This is a genomic window from Bradyrhizobium diazoefficiens (assembly GCF_016616885.1).
Classification (GTDB): domain Bacteria; phylum Pseudomonadota; class Alphaproteobacteria; order Rhizobiales; family Xanthobacteraceae; genus Bradyrhizobium; species Bradyrhizobium diazoefficiens_F.
Map to the genome: position 1 here is coordinate 1,117,558 of NZ_CP067102.1, position 22,686 is coordinate 1,140,243.

Below are 22,686 nucleotides of genomic sequence, written 5' to 3' on the forward strand. Positions count from 1 at the left end.
CTGATGGAATCACATTCCTGCGCTCATTTGCCCAGTGAATGCTTCACCACGGCAGGCCGCAGAGGTCGATCGTGCCGAGCGTCGGCGCACGGACGATGTCGAGCACGTAGGGCGCCATGTGCGTGAAGCGGACACGGCCCTCCGGCTGCTCGCAATAGACCTCGCCGGTAAAGGCGCGCCACTTGCGGGCCTCGTAGAACGCGACATTATGCGGCTCGCAGAACAGGATCGCAAAGCGAACCGCCTCGTTGGCGCGCATGGTATGCACCGCCGCGTCGATCGCCATGGTGGCATAGCCGCGGCCGCGGCGATCCTCGCGCGTGCAGACGCCGCCGATGCCGCCGACATGCGCCTTCTGTCCATTCCAGGTGATGGTGCGGAAATAAATGCCGACGTGGCAGACGAGGCCGTCCTCAGGCGTCTCGATCAGCACGCGCAGATCGGCATGGGCCCATTTGACGTGGCTCCAGGACGGCTTCTCGGCGGCATCGCGTCCCCAGACAGCGCTGAGCAGCGGTTGTGCGATCGGCCACGAGGCGTCGCCGTTCAAAATGTCGATTTCGATGCTCATGGCTTTAGCAGCTCCGCTCCGTGGCGCATTCGTTCTGCCATAAGCGCTTCAAAGGCAACGATATTTTTCGAGGACTTGAAAGTTGTGCAATCAAGCCATGCCGTCGCAATCGCGCCTTTTCGCAAATTGGCGGTATTTAACGGCGCAGGAACCTTCTATAAGGGATGACCGTTAGAACGTTCCCCACCAGTTGCGGACAAGAACCCATGACATTCACGCTGCCCCCACTCCCTTACGCCTATGACGCCCTCGGCCAGTTCATGTCGAAGGAGACGCTGGAATTCCACCACGACAAGCATCATCAGGCCTACGTCACCAACGGCAACAACGCGCTCAAGGGCACCGAATGGGAAGGCAAGTCCCTTGAAGAGATCGTCAAGGGCTCGTTCGGCAAGAACCCCGCGGTGTTCAACAATGCCGGCCAGCACTACAACCACATCCACTTCTGGAGCTGGATGAAACCCAACGGCGGCGGCACCAAGCTGCCCGGCAAGCTCGAGAAGAAGATCAACGAGGACCTCGGCGGCTTTGAGAAGTTCAAGACCGACTTCCAGGCGGCCGGCGTCGGCCAGTTCGGCTCCGGCTGGTGCTGGCTCCAGGTCAAGAACGGCAAGCTCGAGATCTCCAAGACCCCAAACGGCGAGAATCCGCTGGTGCATGGCGCCACCCCGATCCTCGGCTGCGACGTCTGGGAGCACTCCTACTACATCGACTATCGCAACCGTCGTCCCGACTATCTCAAGGCGTTCGTCGAGAACCTCGTGAACTGGGACTACGTCGAGTCCCTGTTCGACAAGGCTTGAGATTTGACTCGGTCATTCCGGGATGGTGCGTTAGCACCAGACCCGGATCTCGAGATTCCGGGTTCGGCTTTGCCGCCCCGGAATGACGAAAATAAAAGAGGCGGCCGCTCATGCGGCCGCCTTTTTGCTTAAGGAACTCACTGAGCCAGCCCTGTCCGGTGCGCACATGTCTGTCATCCCCTGACCCGGCCGTGGACAAGCGTAATGTTATAATATAACGTCTTTGGCATGGTTCCTGCCGCGTCCCCCGCCCATCACCACGACCATGCTCATGGTCACACCCATGACCACGGGCATTCGCACGGGCACGATCACACCCACGCCCATGTCCACGACGCGGCTTCTCCGCACCCGGCCCAGGACGCGCCCTGGTCGATCCTGCGCATGACCATGGCCGGCCGCCTCGCGGCGGCAGTCGCCGTCTGCGCCGTGCTCTGGGGCGTCGTCTGGATCGCGATGAGGTGACCATGGCAGCGCTTCACTTTCACAACGTCACGCTCGGCTATGACCGCCATCCGGCAGTGCACCATCTCAAGGGCGAGGTCGCGTCCGGCGCGCTGGTCGCCGTGATCGGTCCCAACGGCGCCGGCAAGTCGACGCTGCTGCGCGGCATCGTCGGCATCCTCCGGCCGCTTGACGGCAGCATCCATCTCGGCGGGCTCGATAGCCGCGACATCGCCTATCTGCCGCAGAGCACCGACATCGACCGCAGCTTTCCGATCTCGGTGTTCGATTTCGTCGGCACCGGGCTGTGGCGCGGGACTGGCCTGTTCGGCGGCATCGGCAAGGCCGCGCGCGAGAAGATCCTTCGCGCGATCGCCTCCGTGGGTCTCAACGGCTTCGAGAACCGCCCGATCGGCACGCTCTCGGGCGGGCAGATGCAGCGCGTGCTGTTCGCGCGCGTACTGCTCCAGGAGGCGCGCCTGATCGTGCTCGACGAGCCCTTCAACGCCATCGACAGCAAGACCACGACCGACCTGCTTGCGCTGGTGAAGCACTGGCATAGCGAGGGCCGCACCGTGCTCGCCGCGCTGCACGACATGGAGATGGTGCGCACCCATTTCAGTGAGACGCTGGTGCTGGCCCGCGGCCCTGTGGCCTGGGGACCGACGGAAGAGGTGCTGACGCCGGAAAATCTGCTGGTCGCGATGCGGATGTGCGAGGCCTTTGACGACAGCGCGGCGGCCTGCGCGGCCGACGATGCCCGCTCGCGGGCGGCGTGATCCCAGATGGTCTATGACGCGCTGATCGGTCCGTTCACCGAATTCGAGTTCATGCGGCGGGCGCTTGCCGCGGTGATCGCGCTGTCGCTGGCGGGCGCACCGATCGGCGTGTTCCTGATGCTGCGGCGGATGAGCCTCGTCGGCGATGCCATGGCGCATGCGATCCTCCCCGGTGCCGCCGTCGGCTTCCTGCTCTCCGGCCTCAACCTGTTCGCGATGACAGCCGGCGGCTTGATCGCGGGCTTTGCCGTCGCGATCCTCGCCGGCGTGGTCGCGCGCTCGACCGGGCTGAAGGAGGATGCGTCGCTTGCGACCTTCTATCTGGCGTCGCTGGCGCTCGGTGTCACCATCGTCTCGATCAAGGGCACCAATATCGACCTGCTGCACGTGCTGTTCGGCAACATCCTCGCGATGGACGATCAGACCCTGCTGGTTGTCGCCTTCAACGCCACGGTGACGCTGCTGGTGCTGGCCGTGATCTACCGTCCGCTGGTGATCGAGAGCGTCGATCCACTTTTCTTGCGCACGGTCAGCCGCGCCGGCGGCCCCGCGCATCTCGCCTTCCTTGCGCTGGTCGTGATCAACCTCGTCAACGGCTTTCAGGCGCTCGGCACCTTGCTGGCAGTCGGCTTGATGATCCTGCCGGCGGGCATCGCGCGATTCTGGTCGCGCGATCTCACGGTGATGATCTGCATTGCGGTCGTCGTTGCCGCCGTCTCGGGCTATGCCGGCCTCGTGCTATCGTTCCAGACCCGCGTGCCGTCGGGCCCTGCAATCATTCTCATCGCGACGGTGCTCTACATAGCCTCCGTCCTGTTCGGCCGCGTCGGCGGCATCGTCCGGCAGCTGTTTCCCGGCCGGCATCTGGAAGCATGACGATGCGGCGCCTTCTGCTTTGCGTACTTCTGCTGATCGCTTCGCCGCTGCACGCCGCGGAGCGGCTCAATGTGGTCGCGAGCTTCTCGATTCTCGGTGATTTCGTCCGCACCATTGGAGGCGATCGCGTCAACGTCACGACGCTGGTCGGCCCCGACAGCGACGTCCATGTCTACACGCCGGCGCCGAGCGATGCGAAGCGGATCGCGGATGCAAAACTCGTAATCGTCAACGGTCTCGGCCTCGAGGGCTGGCTGCCGCGGCTGGTGCAGTCTTCCGGCAGCAAGGCGACAATCGTGACCGCAAGCGCCGGCATCGCGCCCCGGAAGCTCGGCCCGGCCGCGGATCCCCATGCCTGGCAGTCCGTGCCCAACGCCAAGATCTATGTGGCCGATATCGCCAACGCGCTGGCCGCAGCCGCCCCCGACGACGCCGAGCTTTTCCACACCCAGGCAAAAGCCTATCTGGAAAAGCTCGAAGCTCTGGACCGCGAGGTCCGAGAGGCCATCGCCAAAATTCCGCCGGACCGGCGCAAGGTGATCTCGACCCACAATGCCTTCGGTTATTTCGCCGCCGAATATGGCGTCCAGTTCGTCGCCCCCCTGGGCGTCTCCACCGAAACCGAGCCCAGCGCGCGGGACATCGCAACCATCATCGGCCAGATCAAGGCTCAACAAATCCCGGCGGTATTTCTGGAAAATATCAGCGATGACCGCCTGATACGGCGGATCGCGGCCGAGACCGGCGCCAAGGTCGGCGGGACCCTGATTTCGGACGGTTTGTCCGGCGAAAAGGGGGCTGCACCCACTTACATTGACATGGTCAGGCACAATATAAAGGCCCTGACCAGCGCGCTTGACCATTAGGGCAGGGGGCCACCCCGCCGTGCGTCGCGCGGAAAGCCCGAAGCCGGAGTTGTTATGTCTGAAGCGACCGCCTCCAAAATTCCTGTGACCGTCTTGACTGGCTATCTCGGTGCCGGCAAGACCACGCTGTTGAACCGCATCCTATCGGAAAACCACGGCAAGAAATACGCCGTCATCGTCAACGAATTCGGCGAGATCGGCATCGACAACGACCTCATCATCGGCGCCGATGAGGAAGTGTTCGAGATGAACAATGGCTGCATCTGCTGCACCGTGCGTGGCGACCTCGTCCGCATCATGGACGGCCTGATGAAGCGCAAGGGCAAGTTCGACGCCATCATCGTCGAGACCACCGGCCTTGCCGATCCGGCGCCGGTCGCCCAGACCTTCTTCGTCGACGAGGACGTGCAGAAGAACGCCCGGCTCGATGCGGTTGTCACGGTCGCCGACGCCAAATGGCTGTCCGACCGGCTCAAGGACGCACCCGAGGCCAAGAACCAGATCGCCTTCGCCGACGTCATCGTGCTGAACAAGACCGATCTCGTCACCAAGCCCGAGCTTGCCGAGGTCGAGGCCCGCATCCGCGGCATCAACCCCTATGCCAAGCTGCATCGCACCGAACGCTGCTCGGTCGCTTTAGCCGACGTTCTTGACCGCGGCGCGTTCGACCTCGACCGCATCCTCGACATCGAGCCGGACTTTCTGGAGGTCGATGATCATGATCATGATCACGACCATGACCACCATCATAGCCACGATCATCACCACCATGATCACGGCCACGGCCTGAAGCACTATCACGACGAGGACATGCAGTCGCTGTCGCTCAAGACCGACAAGCCGCTCGATCCGAACGTGTTCATGCCTTGGCTCCAGAACCTGGTGCAGGTCGAGGGTGGCAAGATCCTGCGCTCCAAGGGCATCCTCGCCTTCCACGACGATGACGACCGTTACGTGTTCCAGGGCGTCCACATGATGCTGGAGGGCAACCACCAGCGGAAATGGAAGGACGGCGAGCCGCGCGAAAGCCGCCTCGTCTTCATCGGCCGCGAACTGCCTGAAGAGCTCATTCGCACGGGCTTCGAGAGCTGCATCGTCTCGTGATGAAAGAGTTTACGCCCGCTCCCGATTCCGCCTCGATCGTTTCCGTCACCGATCGCGTCAAGCCTGTAACGCTCGGCATGGGCGTGACCTCGGTGCATTTCCTTGGCCCCCGCGCCGTCTTCGTCGGTGGTGAGGAGAATGTCGCGTTCGTAGACAGCCAGGGCGAGGTCAGTACCGTCGCCGTCCATAGCGGCGGCATTCTCTCGACCGCCACCGACGGCAAGCGCCTCTTGATGGGCGGCGACGACGGCAAAGTCGTCTCGCTCGACGCCAAGGGCGAGGTGACGCTGCTCGCCACCGATCCGAAGCGGCGCTGGATCGATGCGCTGGCGCTGCACGCGGACGGCGCCTGCGCCTGGTCGGCTGGCAAGACGGCTTTCGTCAAGAGCGGCAAGCAAGACGAGAAATCGATCGAGGTGCCCTCGACCGTCGGCGGGCTTGCATTCGCGCCGAAGGGCCTGCGGCTCGCAATCGCCCATTACAACGGCGCGACGCTGTGGTTTCCGAACATGGAAGGATCGGCTGAATTCCTGCCCTGGGCCGGCTCGCATCTCGGCGTCACCTTCAGCCCGGACAACAAGTTCCTGGTCACCACGATGCATGAGGCGGCGCTGCACGGCTGGCGCCTGGCCGACAACAGGCACATGCGCATGACCGGTTATCCCGGCCGCGTGCGCTCGATGTCCTGGAGCGCGGGCGGCAAGGCGCTGGCAACCTCGGGCGCCGACGCGGTGATCCTGTGGCCGTTCGCCAGCAAGGACGGACCGATGGGCAAGGAGCCCGCGATGCTCGCGCCGCTGCAGGCGCGCGTTTCGATGGTTGCCTGCCACCCGAAGAACGACATCCTCGCCGCCGGCTACAGCGACGGCACCGTGCTGATAGTGCGGATGGAGGACGGCGCGGAGATCCTGGTCCGTCGCAACGGCACGCCGCCCGTGGCCGCGATCGCCTGGAACGCCAAGGGCACGCTGCTGGCGTTCGCCGACGAAAATGGGGACGGCGGATTGCTGGAGTTGTGAAGCCGGCTATCCACAGCTTCCCCCGTTATGTTATTTTTGTTAACGTGTAACATAAACGACAAGCAAACCCTGTAGGGTCGCAGATGTAGAGAGCGCGGCGTGCAATTTTGAATTGCCGCCGCGCGATCGATTGCGGCCGGCGCCGGCCTGTCCTGCGCCGGCGTGCAATTCAAATACTCACATCAAAGCGCCACGCCAGGGAAACCCCATGCCAAGCATCCCCGTTCTTCCGACGCTCGTCAGCATCACGGGCACAGATCCGTCGTCGACCGATGCTTCCGTCGTGCACTACACCGTCACCTTTTCAAAGCCGGTGTCCGGCGTCACGGTCGACCAGTTCACCCTCGCGACGACAGGAGGCATCAGCGGTGCAGGCATCGCGGACATCACGTCGGTGGCCGGCAGCAACGGCGCGAGCTACACGGTCACGGTGAGCACCGGTTCGGGGAGCGGTACGCTGGGGCTGCAACTGACTGGCACCAATGTGCACGATTCCAGCGGCTACTATGTGGGACCGTTCCAGTCCGAATCGGGGATGGGCGGCCCGCGCTTCAGCATCATCAACACGGCGGCGGTCGGCGACGTCAATGGCGACGGCAAGCAGGATATGGTTTACATCCGATCCGTCAGTGCTTCCGCTTACTTTCTCGATGTCAGGACCAATAACGGCACGGGCCAGTTCACGCAGACCTCGCTGACCGGTGCCTCGGAGCTGGAAGGGTCGATTCGACTCGCCGACCTTAACGGTGACGGCAAGCTGGACGTCCTGATGGGTAACCTCACCACCGGGACCCTGGACGTCAGGCTGGGCAATGGCAACGGCACGTTCGCGGCGACGACGAAGTATGCGACTGGTGGCAGCAATGGCGGCAATGTCCTGGCGCTCGCCGACTTCAATGGCGACGGCAAGGCCGACGTGCTCATGTCGAACAACGTTGGCACGTCGCTGCTGCTCGGTAACGGCGACGGCTCTTTCGGATCGCCCGTTGCCACGGATGCCTCCGGCGCCTTCGCGAGCGGAGATTTCAACGGCGACGGAAAGATCGACCTGCTGGTGCAGAACTCGTCAAGCGCGCCCGTAAGCGTGCGCCTTGGCAACGGGGACGGCACGTTCCAATCCCCGATCACGGCCGGCACCTCATCGAGAACGATCAGCGGAGACTTCAACGGCGACGGCAAGCTTGATCTTGCGCTCGGAACCAACAACTCGATTGCAATCCTGCTCGGCAACGGCGACGGCACTTTCGCATCGCCACAGACCTTCCTGACGCCGGCAAACATCTGGAACCTGGCGGCCGCGGACTTCAATGGCGACGGCAAAACGGACCTCGCCATGGTCGCTACCAGTAACAATACACTTTCGACCTTCTACAGCCGCGGTGACGGCACGTTCGGCCCGGCGGTGACGTTGCCGCTCGACTCCAGCGCCAACGGAATAACCGTCGGCGACCTCAACGGAGACGGAAAAGCCGACGTGGTGGTGGAGTGGTCAACGAGCAACTCCTCGACCGGTGAGGATGTTTTCCTCACCGCGCCGAATTCGACCACGTCGCAATATACGATCAGCCGTACCCCGCCGGCCCTGACGATTGTCGATGCGGACGTGACGCCGGGTGCCGACGGCAACAATTACATCAACGCGGCGCACTTCCATGGCGGGACGACGACCCTGTCCGGTTCCGGCAATGCCGGAGACACCGTCACGGTAACCAATGCCGGCGACAATTCCGTCGTTGGCGTCACCACGGTCGGCAGCAACGGCAGCTGGAGCCTCGGCGTGTCCGGCCTGCAGGACGGGTCGACCTACAGCTACGTCGCGACTGCCACGGATACCTTGGGCAACCATAGCAATCCCGGGCCCGCGTTCACCTTTACGGTTGATGCGACCGCCCCCGTCCTCGCGATCACGAGCATCGAAAACTCCGATGCAACGTCCAACTTGATCACCGTCCGGGGCACGCTCGACCTCGCCGATGCACCGGCCGAGCTGACGCTGTCGTTCGGCGCTACCGATATTCCCATCACCAGCACCGACGGCACCTGGCGACTGGACAATCTGTTTCCAGCAACCGGACTTTCCTATGTAACGGCCCGTCTGCGCGACGCCGCCGGCAACACCGGCGTGTCGCAATCGATCCCTCTCGCCCGTGGCTACACGATCGCGAGCGGCACCTCGCTTGAGAACGCGATCGTTGCGGCGGCCTCCTCGTCGTTCAACCCGAGCCTTGTCGTCGTCGGGACCTCTGTCGGGGCGACCGTCTTGCGCAACGGAATCGAAGAGGACCGCGGCACCTCGACCGGATCGGTGGTCAAGAGCGGCGGTGCGCAGCACGTTTTGAGGACCGGCACGACCGGCGCGACGATCGAAGCCGGCGGCTACCAGGACATCCGCGCTGGTGGGCTCGCCACCAATACGGCGTTGTACGGTTTCGGGCAGGTCTACGCTAACGGCACCTCGGATCACACCACGATCAAGGCCGGCGGGCAGCAATCCGTTGCCGCGGGCGGCCACGACGTCAACACGACGATCGACGGCGGAACGCAATTTCTGAGTGGAATGGCGACGGGCACGACGGTGGGCGCCGGCGGCAATCAATACGACTACGGTACGGCGACCGGTGTCCTCGTCGCGAGCGGCGGCTCCCAACACGTCTATCAAGGCGGCACTGCCGATGGCGCGACCGTCGCCGCGGGTGGCTACCAAGACGTTTACCAGGCCTCTGTCATCAACACCGTGCTTGACGGCAACCAGCAGGTGCTCGGCAATGGCCACGCTGCCGGCACCGTCATCAATGCCGGCGGGCGGCAATATGTCGGTTCCGGTGGCGCGACGACGGGCACGACGATCGGAGCCGGCGGCTTCCAGTACGTGGATGCTGGCGCGACCGACGGTAGCGCGACGATCACTGGCGGCTATCAGTTCGTCGCGGGTGCTGCGACCGCCACGACCGTCAGCGGCGGCGGCGAGCAGGAAGTGGGGGTGGGCGGCAACGTCTCGGACGCGCATCTCGACGGCGGCAGCGAGCATGTCTACGCCGGCGGCCTGCTCCAGAACGTCGATTTCGGCGGCTCCAGCGGCGCAACGCTGGTACTGGACGCGCCTACCGGCCTGTCCGGCTCGATCGCCAATTTCGGCGCCGATGACCACATCGACTTCCGCAACACCGTGATCAGCAGCGTCGATGTCGACGGCGCGAACAATCTGACGGTCACGACCGAGGGCGGCCAGAGCTACTCCTGGGCTCTGCTCGCGCAGTACGCGGCCTCGTCCTTCGTGCTCACCTCAGACGGCAACGGCGGAACGGCGCTGAACTATGTGCCGCCCCAGCAGGGGCAACTCGCGGTCGCTCACTGAGGCAGAACAGACCAAGCAAGAAAAACCAGGACGGACGGGCATCGGCTTCCACAGCCGGTGCCCGTTCAAATTGACCTCAGCGGTACTCTCGCATAGATCGTGTGGCGACTGTGCGAGGGACCATGCGGTTTCTGACGACCTTCCAGCTCGCTGACTTCGCCGATACGCTGGTCAGCCTGTTCACGGCCTTCGTGCTGGGCACGCTGATCGGCGCTGAGCGGCAATATAGACAGCGCACCGCGGGCCTGCGCACCAACGTGCTGGTCGCGGTCGGCGCTGCCGCGTTCGTCGATCTCGCCATGCATCTGACCGGCGCCGACGGTGCGGTACGCGTGATCTCCTATGTTGTTTCCGGCATCGGCTTCCTCGGCGCCGGCGTCATCATGAAGCAGGGTATGGACGTGCGCGGGCTCAACACCGCGGCGACGCTGTGGGCCTCGGCTGCGGTCGGCTCCTGCGCCGGCGCCGACATGGTCGCGCAGGCTGCAGCGCTCACCGTGTTCGTCATCGCCGGCAATACGATGCTGCGGCCGCTGGTCAATGCCATCAACCGCATTCCGCTGAATGAGAAGGCGTCGGAGGCAACTTATTACTTCAAGCTCGCGGTAACGCCGGACGCCTTGCCTGACATGCGCGACCGGCTGGTCGACAAGCTCGAAGGCGCGAAATATCTGGTGGCCGATATCGACGTGGTCGAGACCGGCGACGACCTGATCGAGATCGTCGCAAAACTGGTCGCGACCGCGGTCGATCCGAACGAGCTGAACGCCGTGACCGTGGACCTGCAACGCCTGCCGGGCGTACGTCACGCCACTTGGGAAGTCAGCACCACGGATTGAGCGCGGCCTTTTGGCGCGCGAGCCTGCGGTTCCCGCTTTTCCTGCGACGGAACCGCAGTGGGGCAAATTCGTTGATCCCGCGGACAAAGGCGGTGATCGACATGCCCGGCCAAGATGACAAGCGCAGACTGAAGCTCGACCTGACCATCGCTTGCTCGCTGTTTGCGGCAGGTATCGCTGTGTCGGTGATGTCGCTGGCGCAAATCCGAGCCGAGAGCCGGACGGAGCTGGCGCAGGCAACGCAGCCGCTTCAGGGCACGCCGTCCGACGATCAGGGCAAGACGCCCGCGGAAGCCAAGCCCGGCGGTGAGCGCCCGACCACGCCGGCGCCGGAGCCCGCGCGCCCCGATCCGCAGACGCAGGGCGCGGCGGGCGCAGCCAAGCCAGCATTGCCGCCGGCGCCGGCCGAGAAGGTCGCACCGCCGATCGAGAAGAAGTAGGAGGCTGCACCCACGTTCTCAGTGTCATCGCCCGCGAAAGCGGGTGATCCAGTATTCCGAGGCGGTTGTGATAGACCGAGAGGCCTCGGCGTACTGGATGCCCCGCCTTCGCGGGGCATGACAGCAGTGGGTGAGACACTACGCGTCGCCCGGAATGACGGATTACCGCACCAAGATATTCCGGAACTGCCAGGGATCGCTGGTGTCGATGTCTTCCGGGAACAGTCCCGGACGATCCGTCAGCGGCGTCCAGTCGGTGTAGAAACCCTTCACCGGGCCGAGATACGGCAGCTGGATTTCCAGCAGGCGATCGAAATCCATCTCGTCGGCTTCGACGATGCCTTCCTTCGGGTTTTCCAGCGCCCACACCATGCCGCCGAGCACGGCGGAGGTCACTTGCAGGCCGGTGGCATTTTGATAGGGCGCGAGCCTGCGTGTCTCTTCGATGGAGAGCTGCGAGCCGTACCAGTAGGCGTTGTTGTCATGGCCGAACAGCAGCACGCCGAGCTCGTCGATGCCATCGACGATCTCGTTCTCATCGAGGATGTGGTGCTTTTCCTGCATCTTCGCGGCGCGGCCGAACATTTCGTGCAGCGACAGCACGGCATCGTCAGCCGGATGATAGGCATAGTGGCAGGTCGGCCGATAGACCGCCTTGCCCGATGCGTCACGCACCGTGAAGTAATCGGAGATCGAGATCGACTCATTGTGGGTGACGAGGAAGCCATACTGCGCGCCGCGGGTCGGGCACCAGGTGCGCACGCGCGTGTTGGCGCCGGGCTGCATCAGATAGATGGCAGCGCCGCAGCCGGCTTCGTGGGTGCGCGCATTCTCGGGCATCCATTTTTCGTGGGTGCCCCAGCCGAGCTCAGACGGCTGCACGCCTTCCGACAGGAAGCCTTCCACCGACCAGGTGTTGACGAAGACATCCGGCTCCTTCGGCGTCTTGGAGCGCTGGGTATCGCGTTCGGCGATGTGGATGCCCTTGATGCCGGCCTGCCGCATCAGATCCGCCCATTCGGCCTTGGTCTTCGGCTTGGGGGCATTGAGCTTCAGATCGGCGGCGACGTTGAGCAGCGCCTGCTTGACGAAAAACGAGACCATGCCCGGATTGGCGCCACAGCAGGAGACGGCCGTGGTCGAGCTCGCCGGGCGCGCCTTCTTGGCGGCCAGCGTCACTTCGCGCAGGGCGTAGTTGGAGCGCGCTTCCGGGCCCTTCGACGCGTCGAAATAGAAGCCGAGCCAGGGCTCGTTGACGGTGTCGATATAGAGGGCGCCGAGCTCGTTGCAGAGCTCCATGATGTCGGTCGAGCCCGTGTCGACCGAGAGGTTGACGCAAAAGCCCTGGCCACCGCCTTCGGTGAGCAGCGGGGTCAGCAACTCCCGATAATTGTCCCTGGTCACGGCCTTCTGGATGAAGCGTACATTCTGCTTCTCGCAATGCGCCTTGCGGCCCTCATCCTTGGGATCGATCACGGTGACGCGCGACTTGTCGTAATCGAGATGCCGCTCGATCATCGGCAACGTGCCTTTGCCGATGGAGCCGAAGCCGACCATGACGATGGGACCGGCGATCTTGGCGTAGATCTGCGAGGGAGGGCTCATGGGATGGTTTCTCCGGAACGTGCTGGCGGACCAAAAGGTGAGGGGTGGTTCAGGCGTTGCGGCGCTTGGCGGTCGCTTCGATCTCGACCTTCATCTCGGGCTTGTAGAGCGCCGAGACGGCGAGAAGCGTCGCTGCCGGCCGGATGTCGCCGAGGACCTCGCCGCAGACCGCGAAATGGGCATCAGCATCTTTGATGTCGGTGAGGTAGTAGGTCACGCGGACGATGTCGGCCATCTCGAAACCACCTTCCTTCAGGGCGGCTTCGATGGTCTTGAAGCAGTTGCGTGACTGGCTCGTGACATCGGCCGGCATGGTCATCGTCGTGTAATCGTAGCCCGTGGTTCCCGCAACGAAGGCGAACTCGCCGTCGATCACGGCGCGGCTGTAGCCCGCAGTCTTCTCGAAGGGGGAGCCGGTGGAAATCAGGCGACGGGTCATGGGGTCGGCCTCGAGTGAGGGGGATTTCGTGGGTTAAAGGGCGTTTCCGGGGCCCGCGCAACCCCAAAGGAAGCGAGCTTTGCGCAGGCGCGGCCGGGCGTTGCCGCTCAACGCGGCTTCGGTCGTCGCCATCATGGCAATCCCTTACGCCGCGTGCGCTTGGAGGGCGCGAAGGACCCTCCGTTTGGCCAGAGCCGCGCCGGTGGGGACGATCATCCCCGCGGCGCCATCGAGCGCACCGTCGGTGAATTCGATCGCCAGCAGGCGGTCGCGCTCGAACGGGCCGGGCAGCGACAGCTCGGCGGTCTTCTCGGGCGAGAAGCCGAAGCGAGCATAATAGGGGGCATCGCCGAGCAGGATCACGGCGGCATGCCCACGCGCCCGGGCGGCGGCCAGCGCTTGTTGCATCAGCGCGGCGCCGATCCCGAGCTCGCGGCAGGCAGGGTCCACCGCCAACGGTCCGAGGACCAGAGCGGGCCTGCCTCCGGCGCTGACGTGCCACAGCCGCACGGTTCCCACGAGTGTCCCATCGCGCATCGCCGACAGGGCAAGGCCTGTGGCGGGCGCACGTCCGTCGCGCAGGCGCTGGCAGGTGCGGCCATGGCGGTTTTCGCCAAAGCAGGCATCGAGCAGCGCTTCACGGGCGGCGACGTCGGCAGCACGTTCCGCACGGATCGCGAACGGAGCGGCTTTCGAAGTGAGGGCGACTTGTGGCTTCCGAAAAGCAGTCATGGCGCATCAGTCCCCGCTTGAGCCGACGTGCGCACGGCACGCCTGTTCAAGACGTCGTCAGAAATCGAAATGTCAGGGAGGAGCCGGCAAGCCGGCTCCCGGGTTCGTCAGGCCTCGGAACGAGAGAGGCGGATCAGATGTGGCAATCAGATGTGATACGTCTTCAGCGGCGGGATGCCGTTGAACGCCACCGCCGAGTAGGTCGACGTATAGGCCCCGGTGCCTTCGATCAGCAGCTTGTCGCCGATCTCAAGCGTGACGGGAAGCGGATACGGGCTCTTCTCGTACAGCACGTCGGCGCTGTCGCAGGTCGGGCCGGCGAGCACGCACGGCGTCATGTCCGCGCCGTCATGCGGGGTGCGGATGGCGTAGCGGATCGACTCGTCCATGGTCTCGGCGAGCCCGCCGAACTTGCCGATGTCCAGGTACACCCAGCGCACCTCGTCCTCGTCGCTCTTCTTCGAGATGAGCACGACCTCGGACTCGATGATTCCGGCGTTGCCCACCATGCCGCGGCCCGGCTCGATGATGGTCTCCGGGATCTGGTTGCCGAAGTGCTTGCGCAGCGCGCGGAAGATCGAGCGGCCGTAGGTCACGACCGGCGGCACGTCCTTCAGGTACTTGGTCGGGAAGCCGCCGCCCATGTTGACCATGGTCAGGTTGATGCCGCGCTCGGCGCAGTCGCGGAACACCTGCGAGGCCATCGCCAGCGCACGGTCCCACGCCTTCACCTTGCGCTGCTGCGAGCCGACATGGAAGGAGATGCCGCACGGCTCCAGGCCCAGACGCTTGGCGACGTCGAGCACCTCGACGGCCATTTCCGGGTCGCAGCCGAACTTGCGCGACAGCGGCCATTCGGCGCCGGCGCAGTCATAGAGGATGCGGCAGAACACCTTCGCGCCGGGAGCGGCACGGGCGACCTTCTCGACCTCTGGAACGCAGTCCACGGCGAACAGCCGGATGCCGAGCGCGAAGGCGCGCGCGATGTCGCGCTCCTTCTTGATCGTATTGCCGAAGGAGATGCGGTCGGGCGTCGCACCCGCAGCCAGCGCCATCTCGATCTCGGCGACCGTCGCGGTGTCGAAGCAGGAGCCCATGGTCGCCAGCAGCGCCAGCACTTCCGGCGCCGGGTTCGCCTTGACGGCATAGAACACGCGGCTGTCGGGCAACGCCCTGGCGAAGGTCTGGTAATTGTCGCGCACGACCTCGAGGTCGACCACGAGGCAAGGCTCGGTGTCCCGGCCCTCGCTGCGGCGGTTGCGCAGGAATTCCTGAATACGTTCGGTCATAGCACTCTCCCAAACGGCCCAGCGACGGGGATCCGTTCAAAAAATGTCGTCGGATAAGAGCGCTCCGGCCAGATCGCGCGATGGAGGCGCGACGAGCCAAAGACTCAGATCAGACTGTGCTGCCGTGGATTGGTTGGGAATTTCCCGCCCGCACACCTGGCAATGAAGGACAAGCCTTTTCAGTAGCCCGCGCCGGCGTTGGACTGCCGGTAGAGACCAAAAAAGCCCGATCCGTCGTTGCTTTAAGTCGCGTCCCCCGTTGAGAGCGGGGTGCGCCGGTTCGCCTCCGGCTGCCAGTCACGGTTGCAAAAAGTGAAGTCACCTTCGACAAGGCATCTCTTGAGAGAGATGCTGGACGCTCCGGGTTTGCTTCGTCTCCAGACCCACGTCTTCTTTAGACCTTGGTCTTTCAACTTCCGCACTTCCGAAGAGCCCCTCGGCTTCTTCACCCCTTGGCGGCTGTCCGGCCTCTTGTCCGGATACCTACCGACTGACACACGACCACAGGCACGTGCGAAATTGGGCAAGTCCGCACATAATAGTTTTGACTCGGCTTCGCAAGAATTTTTTTAGGCTGAGAAGAGAATTGCCTAACATCTGCTTGCGCAGTGTTGCGCGAGCGACGCTGAAGATGAACGCGCGTTAAGTTTTCTGTGTCGTGCGCGTGACTCTATCGCGAGCGTAGCGTCAGCGGCGCTTGAAGAACGGCTCGACGCGCTGAGCTGCGCGGAGAAAGGCGGTCATCACCAGCACGCCGAGTGCGAACAGCACGGCCTGGAGGATGTGCGCGCCTTGGTCGCCGAGCCCGAACAGAATTGCGAGCGCCCAGCCGCCGGCAAACGCTGCGCCAAACACCTCGGCGCCGATCAGGATGGCGGCGCTGACGACGGTGATGACGCTCGGCCAGACGATCTGACGGGAGGACGAGGAGGGCGCGTTCATGGGCATTTGGGTCCGTGGCTTCGAGGGCCGCAATCTCCCCGAAAAGGCGGGCGGGAGCAAGGCCAAATGGCCCAAAAAAGCCCCATCGCGTGCTATAGCTGGATCCAACAAATCGGCTCAAAAATCGGGACTTGCGATGTCAGAACCCCGCCAAACCACGGACTCCGAGACCAACCCGCTGCTCAAGGCCTGGGTGACGCCGTTTGCGACCCCGCCCTTCGACGAGATCACGCCGGAGCACTTCCTGCCCGCCTTCGAGCGGGCCTTTGCCGATCACTCCGCCGAGATCGCGGCGATCACCAACGATCCGGCCGCGGCCGACTTCGCCAACACCGTCACGGCGCTGGAGCGCTCCGGCAAGCTTTTGAACAAGGTCGCGGCTGTCTTTTACGACCTGGTCTCGGCGCATTCCAACCCGGCCATCCTGGACATCGACAAGGAGGTCTCCTTGCGGATGGCGCGGCACTGGAATCCGATCATGATGAACGCCGTGCTGTTTGGCCGTATCGCCCAGCTGCACGAGAATCGCGCCAATCTCGGCCTCGACTCGGAGCAGCTCCGCCTGCTGGAGCGCACCTACACCCGCTTCCACCGCGCCGGCGCCGGCCTCTCCGATGAGGCCAAGACGCGCATGGCCGAGATCAACGAGAAGCTGGCCCAGCTCGCGACCGGCTTCAGCCATCATCTGCTCGGCGATGAGCAGGATTGGTTCATGGAGCTAGGTGAGGCCGACCGCCAGGGTCTGCCGGAGAGTTTTGTGGCCGCCGCCAAGGCTGCTGCAGAAGATCGCGGCATGGAAGGCAAGGCCATCGTGACGCTGTCGCGCTCCTCCGCCGAACCGTTCCTGAAGAGTTCGGCGAGGCGTGACCTGCGTGAGAAGGTCTACAAGGCCTTCACCGCGCGCGGGGACAACGGCAATCCCAACGACAACAACGCCACCATCGGCGAGATCCTGAAGCTGCGCGAGGAGAGCGCCAAGCTTTTGGGCTACCCGACCTTCGCCGCCTACCGGCTCGAGGACTCCATGGCCAAGACGCCGGATGCGGTGCGCGGCCTGCTCGATCGGGTCTGGAAGCCGGCGCGGGCCCGGGCGCTCGCCGACCGCGACGAGATGCAGACGCTGATCACGGAGGAGGGCGGCAATTTCAAGCTCGCGCCCTGGGACTGGCGCTTCTACGCCGAAAAGCTCCGTCTCCAACGCGCCAATTTCGACGACGCTGCGATCAAGCCCTATTTGACGCTCGACCACATGATCGCCGCCGCCTTCGACTGCGCCACGCGCCTGTTCGGCGTCACGTTCGAAGAGCGCAAGGACGTGCCGGTCTGGCACCCCGACGTGCGGGTCTGGGAGGTGAAGGACCCGGACGGCAAGCACAAGGCGCTGTTCTACGGCGACTACTACGCCCGGCCGTCAAAGCGCTCCGGCGCCTGGATGACCTCGTTGCGCGACCAGCAGAAGCTCGACGGCGAGATCGCGCCGCTCGTCATCAATGTCTGCAATTTTGCCAAGGGCACCGGAGCTGAGCCCTCGCTGCTGTCGCCCGACGATGCCCGCACACTGTTCCACGAGTTCGGCCACGGCCTGCACGGCATGCTCTCCAACGTGACCTATCCGTCGCTGTCGGGCACCTCGGTTTTCACCGACTTCGTCGAGCTGCCCTCGCAGCTCTACGAGCACTGGCAGGAGCGGCCCGAAGTGCTGCAGCAGTTCGCCCGCCACTACCAGACCGGCGAGCCGTTGCCGGACGATCTGCTCAAGCGCTTCCTCGCCGCGCGAAAATTCAACCAGGGCTTTGCCACCGTCGAGTTCGTCTCCTCGGCGCTGGTCGACCTCGAATTCCACTCCCAGCCGGCCGCCGCCGCGCAGGACGTCCGCGCCTTCGAGAGACGCGAGCTGGAGAAGATCGGCATGCCCGAGGAAATCGCGATGCGGCACCGGCCGACCCAGTTCGGTCACATCTTCTCCGGCGATCACTATGCCGCCGGCTATTACAGCTACATGTGGTCGGAGGTAATGGACGCCGACGCCTTCGGCGCCTTCGAGGAGGCCGGCAACATCTTCGATCCTGATGTCGCCAAGCGCCTGCATGACGACATCTATTCGAGCGGCGGATCGGTCGATCCGGAAGCCGCCTACGAGGCCTTCCGCGGCCGCCCGCCCGAGCCCGACGCGCTGCTGCGTCGTCGCGGCCTGCTCGACGACGCCAAGGCGGCCTGATCGGCATGCGCGCGCTGTTGGGACTGCTGCTCGCCGCCGCGATGATGCTCGCATCAGGCGCGGCGCGCGCGCATCCGCATGTCTGGATCACGGCGACCAGCGAGTTGCTCTACGCCGAGGACGGCTCGATCACTGGCGTGCGCCACGCCTGGACCTTTGACGACATGTTCTCGTCCTATGCAGTGCAGGGGCTCGAGGCCAAGAAGAAAGGCGCCTATACGCGCGAGGAGCTGGGGCCGCTGGCGCAGACCAATGTCGAGTCGCTGAAGGAATATGCCTACTTCACCTTCGCGCGAGCCGACGGCAAGAAGGAGCGTTTTAACGAGCCGGTCGACTACTTCCTCGACTACAAGGATACCGAGTTGACCCTGCACTTCACGCTACTGCTGAAGAATCCGATCAAGCCGAAGCAACTGGTGCTCGAAGTGTTCGACCGCTCCTTCTTCATCGACTTCCAGATGGCCAAGGATAACCCGGTCAAGCTGGTCGGCGCGCCCGCCAGCTGCCAGATGAAGCTCGATCGTCCCAGCGACGGCACCGCGACCGCGCAGAAGCTCAACGAGCAGACCTTCATGGACGGTCCGAACGCCAATTTCGGCATGATGTTCGCCAACAAGATCACGGTGGATTGCCCTTGAAGCCGCAGCTTTCGCCGCTCGCGCGTGGGCTCATCGCCTGCGCTGCTGTTCTCCTCATCATGGGCGTGGTCGATGCCGCGCTCCATGATGTCCTGGCGCAAAATCCGTTCGGGGCGCCGAAATCGGCGCAGGCAGCCGAGCCCGAGGCCAGCGGCCTCATCGGCTGGCTGCTGGCAAAGCAGTCGGAATTCTATCGCCAGATGTCGTCGACCATCCGCGCTGCGAAGTCCGACGGCTCGGCGGTGTGGACGCTGCTCTTTATCTCGTTTGCCTACGGCATCTTCCATGCCGCCGGGCCCGGCCACGGCAAGGCGGTGATTGCCTCCTATCTCGTCGCCAATCGTGAGACAGCGCGGCGTGGCATCACGCTGTCCTTTGCCTCGGCGCTGATGCAGTCGCTGGTCGCGATCCTGATCGTCGGCATCTCGGCATGGATCCTGAACGCCACCGCCAAGACCATGTGCAAGGCGGAAGGCGCGATCGAGATCGCGAGCTATGGCCTGATCGCGCTGTTCGGCCTGCGGCTGGTCTGGGTCAAGGGCCGCACTTTCATTCGCGCGCTCCAGGCGGCGCAGCCGGTGCCGGCGATCGCGGGCCTACCGCATGACCATCATGATCACGGTCATCACCATTCGCACGCCCATGATCACCACGGGCATGACCACGTCGACGACGAGCACTGCGGCCATTCCCATGGCCCCACCCCGAGCGAGCTCGCCGGCCCCGGTGGCTGGCGGCGCGGGCTTGCTGCGATCCTGACCGTCGGCATCCGCCCCTGTTCGGGTGCGATCCTGGTGCTGGTGTTCGCGCTGGCGCAGGGCCTGTTCTGGGCCGGAATCGCCGCGACGTTCCTGATGGGACTAGGCACCGCGATCACGGTCGCGACCATCGCCGTGATTGCCGTCTCGGCCAAGGACATCGCCGGCCGCCTGAGCGGAGCCCGCGTCGGCGGCGGCGCGCTGTTCATGCGCGGCATCGAATTCGGCGCCGCTGCCCTTGTGCTGCTGTTCGGGGCGGGGCTGTTGTTCGGCTACATCGCGGCCGAGCGGACGACGTGTTTTTGAGAAGATGTAGCCCGGATGGAGCTTCGCTCCATCCGGGCTACCGCAGCTCACACCGGCAGCAACCGCTTCAACGCCGGCATGAAGAAGATCCCGAGATTGATCGCAAAACCGATGTTCCAGAGGATGGAGCGCAGCGTCGGGCGATTGCCGAGATAGGTCAGCACATAGGCGATCCGGACGATCAGGAACAGCACCGCGAGCTCGTCGATCAGGCGTTGCGGTGAATCGCGGAATTCCGCGAGCAGCACGGCAAAGGCGAAGAACGGAAGGGTCTCGATGCCGTTCTGATGGGCCCCTAGCGCGCGGGCCCGGATCGGATCCTGAAAGAAGGCGGGATCGCGCGGATTGGCGTTGTCGAACCGGCGGATCGCCGTCAATTTGCCGCCCGCAAGAGTCAACAGATAGAGCAACACCGCTCCGAACACACACCACTCGGCGATCGTCATGGTTTCGTCTCCCCCCGCGCGACGAAGCCTAGCGAAACCGGCCCAAACTTGACAAGCTCGGTGCAACGCGCGACCCACGGGACCATGACCACCGTTGCCTCTATCCAGACCGCGAAACCGGCCGCGCAGCCGGCCCAGCCGCGCGTCGGCGTGCTGCTGGTCAATCTCGGCACGCCCGACACCGCCGACGCCCCGGGCGTGCGGCTCTATCTCAAGGAATTTCTCTCGGACGCCCGCGTGATCGAGGACCAGGGCGTGATCTGGCAGCTGGTGCTGAACGGCATCATCCTGCGCAGCCGTCCCCGCACCAAGGCGCTCGACTATCGCAAGATCTGGAACAACGAGCGGAACGAGTCGCCGCTGAAGACCATCACGCGGTCGCAAGCCGACAAGCTCGCCGCCGCGCTGTCGGACCGCGCGCATGTCGTAGTGGACTGGGCAATGCGCTACGGCAATCCCTCGATCAAGGCGGGGATTGATGCGCTGATCGCGAAGGGCTGCGATCGCATCCTCGCCGTGCCGCTTTATCCGCAATACTCCGCCTCGACCTCGGCGACGGTCTGCGACGAGGTGTTCCGCGTGCTCGCCCGGCTGCGCAATCAGCCGACGCTGCGGGTGACGCCGCCCTATTACGAGGACGAGTCCTATATCGAGGCGCTCGCCGTCTCGATCGAGACGCATCTGGCCACGCTGCCGTTCAAGCCGGAGCTGATCGTCGCCTCCTTCCACGGCATGCCGAAATCCTATGTCGACAAGGGCGATCCCTATCAGAGCCACTGCGTCGCCACGACCGAGGCGCTGCGCCGTCGGCTCGGCATGGACGCGACAAAACTGCTGCTGACCTTCCAGTCGCGCTTCGGCAATGACGAGTGGTTGCAGCCCTACACCGATAAGACGATGGAACGTCTCGCCAAGGAAGACGTGCGCCGCATCGCGGTGGTGACACCGGGTTTTTCCGCGGACTGCCTGGAGACGCTGGAGGAGATCGCGCAGGAGAATGCCGAGATCTTCAGGCACAATGGCGGCGAACAGTTTTCCGCGATCCCCTGCCTCAACGACAGCGATCCCGGCATGGACGTGATCCGCACGCTGGTGCTGCGCGAGCTGCAAGGCTGGCTCTAATGTGCCTGGATCCGAGGAGCGCGCCATGAACCGCCGCGAATGCCTGGCGCTTCTTGGGACGGTCACGGTGCTGCCGGCTTCAGTGCTGGCGCAGCAGCCGAATGCGACGCGGCGGCTTGGGGTGCTCGCGGTCATCGCCTCCGACGACGTGATCGGGCAAGCCCGCCTGGCCGAGGCGCTCGCCGTCCATGGCTGGAAGGGGCAAGCCAATCTCAGGGTCGACTGGCGCAGCGGCGCCGGCGATCGCGCCCGTATCGCGCAGCTTGCCGACGATCTGATCGCGCTCAAGCCCGATATCCTGCTCGCGCTCGGCACGCCCTCGGTGGAGGAATTGCGCCAGCGCACCACGACAATCCCGATCGTGTTTGCCGTGGTCACCGATCCCGTCAGCCAGGGTTTTGTCCAAAACCTTGCCCATCCCGGCGGTCACATCACCGGCTTCACCGATTACGACGGTCCCTTGGCGGGCAAATGGCTGGAGATGCTGGCGCAGGTCACGCCAAAAGTGTCCCGCGTGTTCGTCGTCTACAATCCCGCCACCGCGCCGTTCGCGCCCCTGATGCTGCGCACCATCGAAGACGCCGCACGGACGCTCGGTGTGACGGTCGAGCCCTCGCCGGTCCATGACGCAGCCTCGCTTGCCGCGCTGGCCTCGCACAGAGATGGCGGCTTCCTGGTGCTGCCCGACTTCTTCACCATGGCCAATCGCACGCCTCTGCTGGCGGCCATTGCGCAAGCGCGCGCGCCGGCGATGTTCTGGAGCCGCACCTTCGTCGACGAGGGCGGGTTGATGTCCTACAGCACCGACAGCGCCGAGCAGCTCCGCCGCGCCGCCAGCTACATCGACCGCATCCTCAGGGGTGCGCAGCCCGCGGACCTGCCGGTCCAGAACCCCACCAAGCTCGAGCTCGTCATCAATCTGAAGGCCGCCAACGCGCTGGGCGTCACGGTCCCGGCCAGTCTGATCGCAACCGCGCACGACGTCATCGAGTAGCGTCGCAATCCGTTAACTCTTGCCGTTAGGTCTGCGCCTGGACGCATTCAAGAGCCCTTCGTAAATACATAATCGTGACCATTCCCTCTCGTCGCGTCTTG

Annotated in this window: 22 protein-coding genes; 15 read left to right on the forward strand and 7 right to left on the reverse strand. The window is 64.4% G+C overall.

What is annotated here, in order from left to right; genetic code table 11:
• Positions 1-43: 43 nt before the first annotated feature.
• Positions 44-571, reverse strand: coding sequence for a GNAT family N-acetyltransferase (locus JJC00_RS05215; protein ID WP_200471664.1), 528 nt, complete (start codon positions 569-571; stop codon positions 44-46).
• Between the two features lie 206 nt (positions 572-777).
• On the opposite strand from JJC00_RS05215, the gene JJC00_RS05220 reads away from it, so the two are divergent.
• From JJC00_RS05220 to JJC00_RS05265, 10 genes are all read left to right on the forward strand, one after another.
• The gene (locus tag JJC00_RS05220) at positions 778-1,374 is read left to right on the forward strand and encodes a superoxide dismutase (RefSeq protein ID WP_200471665.1); all 597 of its coding nucleotides are present in this window, start codon (positions 778-780) and stop codon (positions 1,372-1,374) included.
• 228 nt (positions 1,375-1,602) lie between these two features.
• Positions 1,603-1,839: a hypothetical protein gene (locus JJC00_RS05225; protein WP_200471666.1), complete on the forward strand. Its 237-nt coding sequence runs from the start codon at positions 1,603-1,605 to the stop codon at positions 1,837-1,839.
• Positions 1,840-1,841: 2 nt separating this feature from the next.
• Entirely contained in the window at positions 1,842-2,597 is a 756-nt protein-coding gene (locus JJC00_RS05230) for a metal ABC transporter ATP-binding protein (protein ID WP_200471667.1), read from the forward strand.
• 6 nt (positions 2,598-2,603) lie between these two features.
• Positions 2,604-3,473, forward strand: a complete 870-nt coding sequence (locus tag JJC00_RS05235) for a metal ABC transporter permease (RefSeq protein ID WP_200471668.1) — start codon at positions 2,604-2,606, stop codon at positions 3,471-3,473.
• 2 nt (positions 3,474-3,475) lie between these two features.
• On the forward strand, positions 3,476-4,339 hold the full coding sequence (locus JJC00_RS05240) for a metal ABC transporter solute-binding protein, Zn/Mn family (RefSeq protein ID WP_200471669.1): 864 nt from the start codon (positions 3,476-3,478) through the stop codon (positions 4,337-4,339).
• Positions 4,340-4,393: 54 nt separating this feature from the next.
• Entirely contained in the window at positions 4,394-5,443 is a 1,050-nt protein-coding gene (locus tag JJC00_RS05245) for a CobW family GTP-binding protein (protein ID WP_200471670.1), read from the forward strand.
• Positions 5,443-6,462 carry a WD40 repeat domain-containing protein gene (locus JJC00_RS05250; RefSeq protein ID WP_200471671.1) on the forward strand — a complete coding sequence of 340 codons (1,020 nt, stop codon included), beginning with the start codon at positions 5,443-5,445 and terminating at the stop codon, positions 6,460-6,462. Before JJC00_RS05245 ends, JJC00_RS05250 begins: the two co-directional genes overlap by 1 nt.
• 112 nt (positions 6,463-6,574) lie before the next feature.
• Entirely contained in the window at positions 6,575-9,817 is a 3,243-nt protein-coding gene (locus tag JJC00_RS05255) for a beta strand repeat-containing protein (RefSeq protein ID WP_200471672.1), read from the forward strand.
• A 122-nt stretch (positions 9,818-9,939) separates the two neighbouring features.
• Complete coding sequence (locus JJC00_RS05260; protein ID WP_200471673.1) at positions 9,940-10,656, forward strand: MgtC/SapB family protein; 717 nt, start codon at positions 9,940-9,942, stop codon at positions 10,654-10,656.
• A gap of 101 nt (positions 10,657-10,757) precedes the next feature.
• The gene (locus tag JJC00_RS05265; RefSeq protein ID WP_200471674.1) at positions 10,758-11,096 is read left to right on the forward strand and encodes a hypothetical protein; all 339 of its coding nucleotides are present in this window, start codon (positions 10,758-10,760) and stop codon (positions 11,094-11,096) included.
• A 162-nt stretch (positions 11,097-11,258) separates the two neighbouring features.
• On the opposite strand, the gene JJC00_RS05270 is transcribed toward JJC00_RS05265, so the two are convergent.
• From JJC00_RS05270 to JJC00_RS05290, 5 genes are all read right to left on the reverse strand, one after another.
• Positions 11,259-12,701, reverse strand: coding sequence for a homospermidine synthase (locus JJC00_RS05270; RefSeq protein WP_200471675.1), 1,443 nt, complete (start codon positions 12,699-12,701; stop codon positions 11,259-11,261).
• A 49-nt stretch (positions 12,702-12,750) separates the two neighbouring features.
• Entirely contained in the window at positions 12,751-13,140 is a 390-nt protein-coding gene (locus JJC00_RS05275) for a RidA family protein (RefSeq protein ID WP_200471676.1), read from the reverse strand.
• A gap of 144 nt (positions 13,141-13,284) precedes the next feature.
• Positions 13,285-13,872 carry a GNAT family N-acetyltransferase gene (locus JJC00_RS05280; protein WP_200471677.1) on the reverse strand — a complete coding sequence of 196 codons (588 nt, stop codon included), beginning with the start codon at positions 13,870-13,872 and terminating at the stop codon, positions 13,285-13,287.
• A gap of 146 nt (positions 13,873-14,018) precedes the next feature.
• Entirely contained in the window at positions 14,019-15,161 is a 1,143-nt protein-coding gene (locus tag JJC00_RS05285) for a type III PLP-dependent enzyme (protein ID WP_200471678.1), read from the reverse strand.
• Between the two features lie 687 nt (positions 15,162-15,848).
• Positions 15,849-16,103 (reverse strand): hypothetical protein, encoded by a 255-nt coding sequence (locus JJC00_RS05290; RefSeq protein ID WP_027530541.1) that lies wholly within the window; start codon positions 16,101-16,103, stop codon positions 15,849-15,851.
• Positions 16,104-16,239: 136 nt separating this feature from the next.
• Between JJC00_RS05290 and JJC00_RS05295 the strand changes: the two genes are divergently transcribed.
• From JJC00_RS05295 to JJC00_RS05305, 3 genes are read left to right on the forward strand one after another with little or no spacing between them, the layout of a single operon-like run.
• Positions 16,240-18,321, forward strand: a complete 2,082-nt coding sequence (locus tag JJC00_RS05295; protein ID WP_200471679.1) for a M3 family metallopeptidase — start codon at positions 16,240-16,242, stop codon at positions 18,319-18,321.
• Positions 18,321-18,959, forward strand: a complete 639-nt coding sequence (locus JJC00_RS05300; protein WP_200473983.1) for a DUF1007 family protein — start codon at positions 18,321-18,323, stop codon at positions 18,957-18,959. The genes JJC00_RS05295 and JJC00_RS05300 overlap by 1 nt, the downstream gene beginning before the upstream one ends.
• The gene (locus JJC00_RS05305; protein WP_200471680.1) at positions 18,956-20,023 is read left to right on the forward strand and encodes a nickel/cobalt transporter; all 1,068 of its coding nucleotides are present in this window, start codon (positions 18,956-18,958) and stop codon (positions 20,021-20,023) included. Before JJC00_RS05300 ends, JJC00_RS05305 begins: the two co-directional genes overlap by 4 nt.
• 47 nt (positions 20,024-20,070) lie before the next feature.
• On the opposite strand, the gene JJC00_RS05310 is transcribed toward JJC00_RS05305, so the two are convergent.
• Entirely contained in the window at positions 20,071-20,469 is a 399-nt protein-coding gene (locus JJC00_RS05310; RefSeq protein ID WP_200471681.1) for an MAPEG family protein, read from the reverse strand.
• An 84-nt stretch (positions 20,470-20,553) separates the two neighbouring features.
• Between JJC00_RS05310 and hemH the strand changes: the two genes are divergently transcribed.
• Together hemH and JJC00_RS05320 are read left to right on the forward strand one after the other, a co-directional pair.
• Positions 20,554-21,591: a ferrochelatase gene (gene hemH, locus JJC00_RS05315; protein WP_200471682.1), complete on the forward strand. Its 1,038-nt coding sequence runs from the start codon at positions 20,554-20,556 to the stop codon at positions 21,589-21,591.
• 25 nt (positions 21,592-21,616) lie between these two features.
• The gene (locus JJC00_RS05320) at positions 21,617-22,585 is read left to right on the forward strand and encodes an ABC transporter substrate-binding protein (protein WP_200471683.1); all 969 of its coding nucleotides are present in this window, start codon (positions 21,617-21,619) and stop codon (positions 22,583-22,585) included.
• The last annotated feature ends 101 nt before the right edge of the window (positions 22,586-22,686 follow it).

Bases quoted from the DNA above. Each gene is read 5' to 3' on its own strand.
- JJC00_RS05275 (WP_200471676.1), bottom strand. From the start codon at position 13,140: ATGACCCGTCGCCTGATTTCCACCGGCTCCCCCTTCGAGAAGACTGCG.
- JJC00_RS05270 (WP_200471675.1), bottom strand. From the start codon at position 12,701: ATGAGCCCTCCCTCGCAGATCTACGCCAAGATCGCCGGTCCCATCGTC.
- JJC00_RS05265 (WP_200471674.1), top strand. From the start codon at position 10,758: ATGCCCGGCCAAGATGACAAGCGCAGACTGAAGCTCGACCTGACCATC.
- JJC00_RS05285 (WP_200471678.1), bottom strand. From the start codon at position 15,161: ATGACCGAACGTATTCAGGAATTCCTGCGCAACCGCCGCAGCGAGGGC.
- JJC00_RS05310 (WP_200471681.1), bottom strand. From the start codon at position 20,469: ATGACGATCGCCGAGTGGTGTGTGTTCGGAGCGGTGTTGCTCTATCTG.
- JJC00_RS05230 (WP_200471667.1), top strand. From the start codon at position 1,842: ATGGCAGCGCTTCACTTTCACAACGTCACGCTCGGCTATGACCGCCAT.
- JJC00_RS05240 (WP_200471669.1), top strand. From the start codon at position 3,476: ATGCGGCGCCTTCTGCTTTGCGTACTTCTGCTGATCGCTTCGCCGCTG.
- JJC00_RS05235 (WP_200471668.1), top strand. From the start codon at position 2,604: ATGGTCTATGACGCGCTGATCGGTCCGTTCACCGAATTCGAGTTCATG.
- JJC00_RS05215 (WP_200471664.1), bottom strand. From the start codon at position 571: ATGAGCATCGAAATCGACATTTTGAACGGCGACGCCTCGTGGCCGATC.
- JJC00_RS05295 (WP_200471679.1), top strand. From the start codon at position 16,240: ATGTCAGAACCCCGCCAAACCACGGACTCCGAGACCAACCCGCTGCTC.
- JJC00_RS05320 (WP_200471683.1), top strand. From the start codon at position 21,617: ATGAACCGCCGCGAATGCCTGGCGCTTCTTGGGACGGTCACGGTGCTG.
- JJC00_RS05280 (WP_200471677.1), bottom strand. From the start codon at position 13,872: ATGACTGCTTTTCGGAAGCCACAAGTCGCCCTCACTTCGAAAGCCGCT.
- JJC00_RS05225 (WP_200471666.1), top strand. From the start codon at position 1,603: ATGGTTCCTGCCGCGTCCCCCGCCCATCACCACGACCATGCTCATGGT.
- JJC00_RS05260 (WP_200471673.1), top strand. From the start codon at position 9,940: ATGCGGTTTCTGACGACCTTCCAGCTCGCTGACTTCGCCGATACGCTG.
- JJC00_RS05250 (WP_200471671.1), top strand. From the start codon at position 5,443: ATGAAAGAGTTTACGCCCGCTCCCGATTCCGCCTCGATCGTTTCCGTC.
- JJC00_RS05220 (WP_200471665.1), top strand. From the start codon at position 778: ATGACATTCACGCTGCCCCCACTCCCTTACGCCTATGACGCCCTCGGC.
- JJC00_RS05245 (WP_200471670.1), top strand. From the start codon at position 4,394: ATGTCTGAAGCGACCGCCTCCAAAATTCCTGTGACCGTCTTGACTGGC.
- hemH (WP_200471682.1), top strand. From the start codon at position 20,554: ATGACCACCGTTGCCTCTATCCAGACCGCGAAACCGGCCGCGCAGCCG.
- JJC00_RS05290 (WP_027530541.1), bottom strand. From the start codon at position 16,103: ATGAACGCGCCCTCCTCGTCCTCCCGTCAGATCGTCTGGCCGAGCGTC.